Genomic DNA, 10,020 nt, shown 5'->3' on the forward strand with positions numbered 1-10,020 from the left:
CAAAGCGAGCGTTGGTCGTCGTCGATCTGCCATTCCCCGAGGGCCAGCGAGAAATTTCTCGCAGCGTCGATTGTGCGGCGCGGGTGTTGAAGGAAACGAAGTGTCACGCCGTTAAACTCGAAGGAGGCGCCGAGCAGGCCGAGCGAATCGAGACTTTGGTGACTGCCGGAATCCCCGTCATGGCGCATGTCGGGCTGCGACCTCAGAATATCCACGTCGACGGTGGTTACCGGGTGCACCGCGAGATCGATTCGCTAGTGACGGATGCACTGGCAGCTGAAAAAGCGGGGGCGTTCGCCGTGTTGGTCGAATGTGTCACGGTGGATGCCGGAAAAGCAATCACCGATGCGGTTGCGGTGCCGACCATCGGTATCGGTGCGGGGCCACATACGACGGGGCAAGTGCTTGTTACCAACGATTTGATCGGTTTGACTCAGGGGTACACGCCGAAATTTGTGCGGAAGATTGCCGATGCATCGTCGCTGATTCGCGACGCCGCGACGACCTATCGCGACGCTGTCGACGACCGGTCGTTCCCGGGGGCGAGTGAATCTTTTTAATTCGTCGGGTTGACGCGGATGTAGCGATTGCAGCGAGAGGATGCCAGAAACGCTTAATCCAACCGCCCCCCCGATTGCGAATCGGTTAAGCCTTGGCAGAGAAATTGCCGAAGTCGGTTTTGATATCGTTTCTCCAGCTGACTGCTCAAACCCCAGACGCTCCTAAGATGGGGGCGTCATCGCTGCAAGGCTTGTAACCATGGATGGAATTACTGGCAACCGGCTCGATGTGGCCACGTCGTCAATGACGCTGTTTCGACGCGTGTTGACGATGATTGCCGTGGCCGGTTCGCTGCTGCCATCGCTTGCCATTGGGGGCGAAGGCATGCTGGAATTCGATGCACCCGCTGCTGACCGTCCGCTAAACAATTTCGACAAGCTTGATCTGCCAGGACCTCATCGATACGAGCCGCTATTTGGTGTTGACGTCGGTGGTTTGGCGTTGAAACGATCGGGGCCCGATGCGTTTCCACTGCTGTACACCGATTCCAGCGAGTTGGTGGAAACAAGTGATGCGATCGATCCCGAGATCAAACTTGGCACTCGAATCTCGGTGACGCTTTTCAATCTGACACGCTATGCCCCTGGGGTCGATTTTGACTTTGTGTTTTTATCGGTCGATGACATGGTGGCCGAAACGCAATTTGACGCCAGCAACTACACCACGACTAATTTGAATCCGTTGTTCTATGGTGGTTCGCCGGTAAGCCCAGACCCAAGTTACACAATGTTTTTGGACTCGGATCTCGATTCGGCCGAATGGATGATCGGTTACCGGCCGATACAGCGGATTCGGTTGTCTGCCGGGCTACGTTGGATTCGCTTGGACGAGACGTTTGACGTGATCGATACTGCGTCACTAGCAACGTCGACGAGATTGGGATTCTTTTCCACTGCGTCGAACGAGGCGTTTGGATTTCAAATCGGCGGCGAAGCCACGTTGTGGACGAACGGCCGATCGCGAATTTACGCCCGAGGCAAATATGCGGCGCTGAACAACGAGGTCCAAGGTTCCGCCGTGGCTTTGAACACGTCCTTCACGTATGAAGGCGAAAAAGATACATCGTTGGTCGATGTCGAAATTGGTGGGGCGATGTGGTTGTGCAGTTGGGCGTCACTGCAATTGGCCTACCAAGGGCTTTGGCTCGAGGACGCGGTCGGAGCGCTCGAGCAATCCTCGAGCCAATCGTTTTTCGATGCCTCGACCCAGACACCGGCGTATCACGATTTGAACTGGAATGGTCTGAATTTTGGATTCAGCATGGTTTGGTAAGCGATCAATCGCCAACACCGAGGTCGTCGTCAAAGGCTTCGAGGATCAGTTTTAGCTCGGCTTCCTCGTGCTGGGCAAACGAACGCAAGAAAGTGTCGTAGCGAACCAGCAATCGGGCGATCTTTTCTTCTTGATCGGCGGCCACCTCGCTAGCGGATTCACTCAAGTGACGAATCGCCTCGAACAGCGTGGTGTGCTGAGAACGTAGCGTTTCCGCATTCGTGCTCAGTTCCGGCGAGGTGTCAATCGCTTCGTCAAAATAGCCAAACGCCTCTTCGAGTGAAAAGTGTAGCGCCAGCTGATCTCGGAATTCAGAAAACAACTCGATGAGTTCGAGCCAATGGTTGGTCGCAATTTTCGGATGTGACACCATTGGCCCAATCTTATCGACCAACACTTTCAAGTGATGGTTGTCGTCCTTGATGTCTTTTAAGAACGCTGCGTTAACGGCTAATCGCCGAGTCGAGGTTGCATTATCGGTCATGTCGACTACTCGCGTTTGTGTTTTAAAGAGAATCTCATTCTAACACGGGGTGGATCAAGCAGGGGAGCGTGATCCGGTGGATAGGCGAACAAAGCTAATTTTACGCGATTTCAATCGTCAGCGGTACAACTTTGTCGATCGAGGTTGACTTTAAGTGCAACATCAACAGCCGATCAAAACCGAGTGCCACTCCCGTGCTGGCGGGGAGTCCCCGCCGCATAGCGTCTAGTAGTGTGTTGTCCACCGGAAGCGCTGATTCTCCGCAAGCGATTCGTCGCTGATTGTTGGCTCGGGTCCGCTCGATCAATTCGTCGGCGTCGAGTAATTCATCATAGCCATTGGCAAGCTCAACGCCTTTGAAAAACATTTCAAAGCGAGCGGCACATTGTTCGTCGTCCGCCGCTTGACGTGCCAATGCCGCTTGGGTGAGGGGGTAGTTGCGGACGATCACCGGTACTTCGCCGCCAAGTTTGGGTTGAACATGATGAGTAAACAACACGTCCAGCATCGCATCGCGGTCCTTGGCGATATCTTTAGCAAGCAAAACATCAATGTCCGCGGTTTCGGATTGTAACCGCGTCAACGGTGCCGTGATCGGATCCATTTTCAGGGCTTCTGAAAACGCGTCACGATAGGTGGTCACGTCAAAGCGAGCGGTCTCGAACACCTCGCACGCTAACGTTCCGGTGGTGTTGATTCCCGAGCTAATGTCGGCTCCGACGTCATACCATTCTAACATCGTAAATTCGATGTTATGCAGCGGACCACGTTCGCCAGCCCGAAACACCGGTCCGATGCTATAGATCGACGGCGCTCCGGCGGCGAGCATCCGTTTCATCGCCAACTCGGGTGATGTTTGCAGGTAGAAGCATTCGGGAAGATCCGGTTCAGCAAGAGCAAGTTGTTGGGTCGCAATCGTCAACGGGTTGATGTACGGATCGACGATGCAATCACGCGACAAGCAAGGGGGCTGCACTTCGAAGAAATTCCGCTCGTCAAAAAACGCTCGGACTTGCCGAAGCAGCCGAGCGCGAGCACGGATGTGGTCAATATTGCAGCGTGAATGGTGAGACATCAATTGCCATCGGGGCGAAAGATCTTTTGCAGGATCGCCACGTCGACCCATTGGTCGTTCATGCGGCCGATCTCTTTCTGGATGCCGACCATCTCGTAGCCATGACGATAATGAAATGCAAGGCTGCGTTGGTTGTCGGCAATGATTCGAGCAACCGCATGATGCAAATTGCAATCGATACAGTGCTGATCGATTTTCTGTTGCAATTGGTTGCCGATTTGGCGGCCTTGGCCATCCGGGGCGATGTAGATTGCGGTCTCGCAACAGAATCGATAGCCGAAGCGGTCGCTGTAACGACGCGCCGATGCCCATCCGAGTACGTAGTCAGCCGATGCGGCGACGTACCAACCATCCGGTCTGGGTTGCTTGATCCGCTGGCCTACCATTTCGGACGACAGATGAACCGTGTCAAACGTGGCACCGCCGACATCGACATAGTGATTGTAGATTTCAGCGACGCGTGACGCGTCGTTCTCGGTTGCATGGCGAATACGAATGCTGAAGTCGGATGGTGGCATTGCACTGGTTAATCAAAGAATAGCTCAACAGAATCATCAGAGCTGCGATTGTTCGCGAAGCCAACATAACGCATCACGGACCGCAGGCAAATGTTGTTCATCCATCACGCCATCGTGGTCGAGCCCGTCAAGTTTGACAAGCATTTGAGGTCCGGCGAAGGCATCGCGAATGCGTTGTTGTAGTGTGGGGGGAACGAGCGAATCGTTTTGGCATTGCAGAAAGATTGCCGGCACGTTGACGCTTGCGGCGGTATAGATCGCATTCATGGCGGGCGCCAATTGGTCGGCCACCGGATGGATCAACCGCCCGAACGGATAACGTCTAGCAATGTGTTTGACTACCAAATCCACCGGGGGCGGATTTCGCAATAGCAGCCCTGAAATCCGAGACGAGCTTTGTTGCGCGATCGCAGCGACGTGCAGCGCGGTGGCACAACCGAGGCTGTTGCCACACAACCAAATCGTTGGCACCGTCGTGTATCGTTGTTGGTAGCGATCGATCGATGCTTCGAAAAAATCGATCGCCGCTTCGGCAATGCGGCGGAGTGTCGGACGGCCGGCACTGTTGCCATATCCCGGTGGGTTCCAGGTCCAAGCGTGCGTACGGACATCCCGCATCATCTCCGTAGGAAACGGCGAGGAACGCTCGGCGCGTCCTGCCGTTCCAGGGAATTTCAACAGCAATAAATCGGGCGGATCCCCCGTATCGCTTTCCGCATTTCCAAAACCGGGATCGCGATAATTGGCATAGCCAAATGTCTCGAGCGGCCCAAAACGCGACGGCAGCTGCAATCGATGCTGCATGCCATGGTCCACCCGGTCGCGGGTGGGCCGGAGCACCAGTTTGTCGAGCAGGAAGCTACGGAAATGATTGATAGGCCGTTGCAGCATTTCGTTTAATGGACACGTTGACCGGGTTGAGCGCCTTCATCGATACCGAGCACAAATACCTCGGCGCCGCCGGGGCCCGCTGCGGTCACCATCCCTTCGCTCAATCCAAAACGCATTTTGCGTGGTTGAAGATTGGCGACCATCACGACCAAACGGCCGATCAGGGCTTCGGGTTCGTAAGCGGCTTTGATACCGGCGAAAACTTGGCGTCGCTCGTCACCACCGAGGCTGAGCGTCAATTTCAACAGCTTGTTGGCTTCCGGCACTTGCTCGGCATTGACCACACGCGCGACTCGCAAGTCGACCTTGGCGAAATCATCGATCGTGATCTCATCGGCCAACGGTTCGTCTTTGAGCGGTTGGTCGCTGTCGTTGAACGTGGGCAAATTGTCTTGCTTTGTTTCTTCGGCTGCCAATTCTTTGCTTTCGTCGATCATCTTCTTTAAATCCTCGGGTTGAACTCGGTCCATCATTCGTTGGAACTTGGCAACAGCGGTTCCAGTAAGTGGGGTTTTACTTTGGTCCCACGATGTAATGGGGTCGCCTAGCAGATCACCGCACTGCTGAGCCAATTCTGGCAATACCGGCGTCAAATAAATTGTTAATTGTCGGAACAGGTTCAGTGCGACCGTACAAACGTCGCGTAGCTCGTCCTGGCGATCCGCATCCTTTTTCATCTCCCACGGTTTGGCGTGCTCGACAAATGGGTTGGCAGCATCGGCAAGTTCCATGATTCGCCGCATCGCCCGAGAGTAGTCGCACGATTCGTACGCGGCGGCGATTTCGTCGCCCGCATCGGCAGCGGCTTGGAACAAACCCCCGTCGTCGGGGTAGGTCGCTGAAAGCCCCGTCGAGCTCGCGAACTTGCCAACACGGCTGGCCAAGTTGACGACTTTGCCGACCAAATCGCTGTTGATTTTGTCGGTGAATTCATCGAGCCCAAGATCGATGTCTTCCACCCGAGCGGTCAATTTTGTGGCGTAAAAGTAACGCAGGTACGCTGGTTGGGTGTGTTTCAGATACGTTTCGGCCGACACCAGCGTGCCAGTCGATTTGCTCATTTTCTCGCCTGTCACGGTCAGAAATCCGTGAATGCGAACTTTGGTCGGCAGACTGTAGCCCGCTGTTTTTAGCATTCCAGGCCAGAACAGCGTATGGAAATAGGTGATGTCTTTGCCGATGAAGTGATGGATCTCGCAATCGTCCGATTTCCACCAATCTTCGAGCTTTTCGCCATGGGCATCACACCACTGTTTCGTGCTGGCGATGTAGCCAATCGGAGCATCGAACCAGACGTACCAGTAATTGCCAGGCGAGTCGGGGATCTCAAATCCGAAATACGGTCCAGGGCGGCTGATGTCCCAGTCGCGAAGTTCGTTGGCCAGGAAATGGCCTTTCAGATAGTTGGCTGTTTCGCTTTGCAACGCATCACTGCTGTCGATCCATGTCGCCAAAAATTCGTGCAGCTTGTCGAGCTGGACAAATAAGTGGGTGGCTTTGCGAATCTCGGGGGTCGCGCCGCTGAGTGTGCTCTTGGGGTCGATCAAGTCCGCTGGACTGTACGTATGTCCGCATACGCAATTGTCGCCCGGTTGGTCTTTCTTGCCACATTTGGGACAGGTGCCGCGGACGAAGCGGTCGGCCAGAAAGGTTTGGGCTTCGGGATCGAAAAGCTGCTCGATTTCGCGTTCGGCGATCAAGTCGTTCGCTCGCAGCGATTTCCAAAATTCGCCACACAATTCGCGGTTGGCGTCGCTGTGGGTGCTGCCGTAGTGGTCAAACTCGATGCCAAATCCGCTGAAATCGCGTTGATGCGATTCGCTCATAGCGGCGATCAATTCTTCTTCGCTGCGACCTTCCTTGCGGGCGCGAATCATGATGGCGGTGCCGTGAGTGTCGTCGGCACAGACGTAGATGCAGCGGTTGCCACGCAATTTTTGGAATCGCACCCAGATATCGGTTTGGATGTATTCGACCAAATGCCCGATGTGGATCGGACCGTTGGCGTAGGGCAGGGCGCTGGTGACAAGGATTCGGCGAGTCATCGAGATTGATTTTGGAACGTTGTGAAGGGGGAAACTGCCAAGAATCGGACAATCGATTTTTGTCGGCAAAGTATCAAACGGGGGGATGCCGCGAGCGTCTTGGCCGGATTGTAGCTTTGAATCTCGTTTTCGACGACGCGGGGCGACGATCTGTACACGTTTTTGCCGCTTCAGCGGAATGAACAAATCGAAGAAAAATGGTTGGGAAACTCAAAAAAAACTAAAGTTCCACCCAGATCGCCGGCATTGATCTTGCCTCGCCGGGGTGAATTCATGCAGGATTGCGATCCTCAGATGACCCAAATCCAGCAGGGACGTTGGAAAATTGATGCGGTCGTCTCCGCTTCGGTAGGCCTTGGATGGCTCATCCGAAATGAACACTACCGTCCATGGAGGGACGAGCGTGATGAAGATAATGTTCGCGATCGCGATGGCATTTGTAGCGGCAACAAATTGCTTTCAAGGTGTCACGGCTCAAGCCGCAGGCGCCATTTTGATCGACTTTTCTTCTTCGCAGTGTCCTCCCTGTCGAGCGATGCAGCCCGTGTTGGCCAAATTGGAACAATCCGGCGTTCCCGTGCGGCACGTCGATGTTCAAGCCGAACCTGATCTGACCCGCCGCTACGGAATCCGTCAAACGCCCACCTTTGTCGTGGTTTCCGGTGGAAAAGAAGTCACGCGTTTGGTCGGCGCTCAGTCGCTTGCGGATTTGCAAAATGCATTGGCGGTCAACCCCGGCGGTCCGTTGGTGCAAACCGGATCGATGACCCGCACGGGCGACCCGTTTCCAGCTCCCCAAACTCGCTTGGCTCCCATCGGCCGATTGCCTGTCGGCCAATCTCAAAACCAAGCCGCCCCGAACCAAGCCGCCCCGAACCGAGACGTCCAGGGGCAAACATTGACCACGGCCACCAACCGCGATGCCACTCGATCGATCGAGCCAATGCCAAGCTTGAGCAAAGCGGATGCGGTCGAACGAGCTCGGGCGGCGACCGTTCGTCTGCGAGTTCATGACGGAAAAGGCTACGGGGCCGGCACCGGAACGATCATTGATTCCCAAGGCGAAGAAAGTCTCGTTTTGACCTGCGGCCATCTCTTTCGCGAAACCAAGGGCGAGGGAAAAATCGAAGTTGATTTATTCGTCGCTGGCCAAGTGCACACCGTGCTCGGACAGCTGCTCGACTACGATGCGGATGATCGTGACATCGCGCTTGTCGTGATTCGTCCCGGCTTTGCGATCGATCCTGTTGAGGTGATTTCGTCGATGGATCAAGTTCGCACTGGTCAGCCCGCGTTTAGCTATGGCTGTGATCGTGGCGACGACCCCAGTCGACGTGACACCCGCGTCACGGGCGTCAACAAATACAACCAACACATCAACGCCTCGAATCTCGAAATCGAAGGTGCACCGATCGACGGACGAAGCGGCGGCGGATTGTTCGACGATGCAGGTCGTTTGATCGGAGTCTGTAACGCAGCGGATTACAAAGAAGACGTTGGGATCTATGCCGGTCCTGGTGCCGTACACTGGCAATTGGACCGCGTGAACTTGACCAGTTTGTATAAGAAAACAGCGGCCGCGGCGGCTCCTGAGCGAATGGCCAGTCTGAACCAAAATACGACCTCGCCAATGGGGCTTCCTCAATCGGCACTGCAGCCGTCGGCCATCGCCGCCCCTGCGGACTTTGCTCCTGCAAACGTCGCGCAAACAAGCAATCAAGAAGTGATCGTGATCATTCGCGATCGCAACAGCCCGCAGAGCTCACCTCAAGTGATGACGGTCAGCGAGCCGACACAGGACTTTCTGCGAATGGTCCAGCAACAGTCACGCTAATGTCGCCCGCTACCTATTGATTTCGGCGTCGATTTTGACTGCCGATTTTGGCCGCCGACGGAGCGATTGTAACGATCTGTTTTGACGCTAATGAACTAGTCGTTGCAGCTGTTTGCCGATTTGATCCAGCGGCAGGACCGAACCGATAATCTTTTGTTCGATCGCAACTTTTGCCATGCCAAAGACAACGCTGGTCGCTTCGTCCTGGGCAATCGTAGTGCCTCCTGCGTCGTAAATGCGTTGCAGTCCGTCCACGCCGTCTCGCCCCATTCCGGTCATGATCACCCCCGCACTCGCATTGCCAAACTGTTCGGCAACGCTGGCAAACAGATGAGTTCCCGCCGGTTGAAAACCATCGATCGGAGGATCATCGGACAAGCAGATTCGCGAGCCCCGGGTGACGCCGAGATGGCTGCCTGCTGCGGCAACGTACACACAACTTTGCTCGATTCGTTCGTGATCACAGGCGAGGCGAACGGGCAGGGGGATCACGCTATCGAGCCAGCTGGCAAACCCCGCGACAAAGCTGGGGACCATGTGTTGCACCAACAGAATCGGAGCCGGAAAATTGGCTGGCAACTCGCCCAGCACTTTCGCCAGCGCCGGCGGTCCGCCGGTCGATGACAGAATCGAGACCAATTGGATTTTGCCTCGTTTGGGAGGATCCGGTAGCTCGCGAACGACATTTGTTTCACCGTTGGTTTTCAGCCGTCTTCGTCGTCGTATCACTAGCACGCCCGCCATCGCTTTGACCGTTTTGACGATCTCTTTCGCCAACGCAGCGTATTTGGGCGAGTGCGGTCCTGGTGGTTTCAATAGGATCGCCAACGCCCCCGCCCCGAGTGCTTCCATTGATGCTTCGATCTCTCGGACGCGTGTGCTGGCCGAGACAATGACGATGGGCGTGGGGGCCTCGATCATGATCTCGCGTGTCGCATCCAGGCCATTCATCCCAGGCATGTTGATGTCCATCGTGATCACATCGGGATGCAATTCTTTGGCTTTCTCGACCGCTTCGTGTCCATCTTTGGCAAAACCAATCACACGAAATCCCGCTTCCTCACATAGGATCGCCCGCAACACTTCGCGCGCCGTCGCAGAATCGTCGACAATCAAGACGGTGTGCATGTTTATCTCCTTAAACCAATTGGGCTATCGTGTCGAGAAGGTTCGCTTGGTCAAAGCTGCCTTTCACGATGTATCCATTTGCACCGACTTGAACACCGCGTTCTTTGTCGTCATCGGAACCACGTGCAGTAACTAAAATGATGGGGATCTCGGCGGTGGATGTGTTGTTCCGCAGTTTTACGGTCAATTCGAAACCGTCCACTTGCGGCATG

Annotated in this window: 10 protein-coding genes; 3 read left to right on the forward strand and 7 right to left on the reverse strand. The window is 55.1% G+C overall.

What is annotated here, in order from left to right; genetic code table 11:
• Window positions 1-560 (forward strand): 3-methyl-2-oxobutanoate hydroxymethyltransferase (locus tag RMSM_RS32830; protein ID WP_040770759.1); only part of this gene is annotated, 560 nt, incomplete at its 5' end.
• 199 nt (window positions 561-759) lie between these two features.
• Complete coding sequence (locus RMSM_RS32835; protein WP_008707903.1) at window positions 760-1,833, forward strand: hypothetical protein; 1,074 nt, start codon at window positions 760-762, stop codon at window positions 1,831-1,833.
• Window positions 1,834-1,837: 4 nt separating this feature from the next.
• Here RMSM_RS32835 and RMSM_RS32840 read toward each other — a convergent pair whose 3' ends face one another.
• From RMSM_RS32840 to metG, 5 genes are all read right to left on the reverse strand, one after another.
• Window positions 1,838-2,317 carry a hemerythrin domain-containing protein gene (locus tag RMSM_RS32840; RefSeq protein ID WP_008707905.1) on the reverse strand — a complete coding sequence of 160 codons (480 nt, stop codon included), beginning with the start codon at window positions 2,315-2,317 and terminating at the stop codon, window positions 1,838-1,840.
• Window positions 2,318-2,417: 100 nt separating this feature from the next.
• Window positions 2,418-3,392, reverse strand: a complete 975-nt coding sequence (epmA, locus tag RMSM_RS32845) for an EF-P lysine aminoacylase EpmA (RefSeq protein WP_008707908.1) — start codon at window positions 3,390-3,392, stop codon at window positions 2,418-2,420.
• On the reverse strand, window positions 3,392-3,910 hold the full coding sequence (locus RMSM_RS32850; protein ID WP_008707910.1) for a GNAT family N-acetyltransferase: 519 nt from the start codon (window positions 3,908-3,910) through the stop codon (window positions 3,392-3,394). The genes epmA and RMSM_RS32850 overlap by 1 nt, the downstream gene beginning before the upstream one ends.
• Before the next feature lie 36 nt (window positions 3,911-3,946).
• The gene (locus tag RMSM_RS32855; protein ID WP_008707911.1) at window positions 3,947-4,801 is read right to left on the reverse strand and encodes an alpha/beta hydrolase; all 855 of its coding nucleotides are present in this window, start codon (window positions 4,799-4,801) and stop codon (window positions 3,947-3,949) included.
• A 5-nt stretch (window positions 4,802-4,806) separates the two neighbouring features.
• Window positions 4,807-6,846, reverse strand: coding sequence for a methionine--tRNA ligase (gene metG, locus RMSM_RS32860; RefSeq protein WP_040770762.1), 2,040 nt, complete (start codon window positions 6,844-6,846; stop codon window positions 4,807-4,809).
• A 406-nt stretch (window positions 6,847-7,252) separates the two neighbouring features.
• On the opposite strand from metG, the gene RMSM_RS32865 reads away from it, so the two are divergent.
• The gene (locus RMSM_RS32865) at window positions 7,253-8,680 is read left to right on the forward strand and encodes a trypsin-like peptidase domain-containing protein (RefSeq protein ID WP_236622400.1); all 1,428 of its coding nucleotides are present in this window, start codon (window positions 7,253-7,255) and stop codon (window positions 8,678-8,680) included.
• Between the two features lie 87 nt (window positions 8,681-8,767).
• Here the strand turns inward: RMSM_RS32865 and cheB are convergent, their stop codons facing one another.
• Window positions 8,768-9,808, reverse strand: coding sequence for a chemotaxis-specific protein-glutamate methyltransferase CheB (cheB, locus tag RMSM_RS32870; protein ID WP_008707926.1), 1,041 nt, complete (start codon window positions 9,806-9,808; stop codon window positions 8,768-8,770).
• A 10-nt stretch (window positions 9,809-9,818) separates the two neighbouring features.
• Window positions 9,819-10,020 (reverse strand): response regulator (locus RMSM_RS32875; protein ID WP_008707928.1); only part of this gene is annotated, 202 nt, incomplete at its 5' end.

Origin of the sequence: Rhodopirellula maiorica SM1, from assembly GCF_000346295.1 — a bacterium.
Lineage (GTDB): Bacteria > Planctomycetota > Planctomycetia > Pirellulales > Pirellulaceae > Novipirellula > Novipirellula maiorica.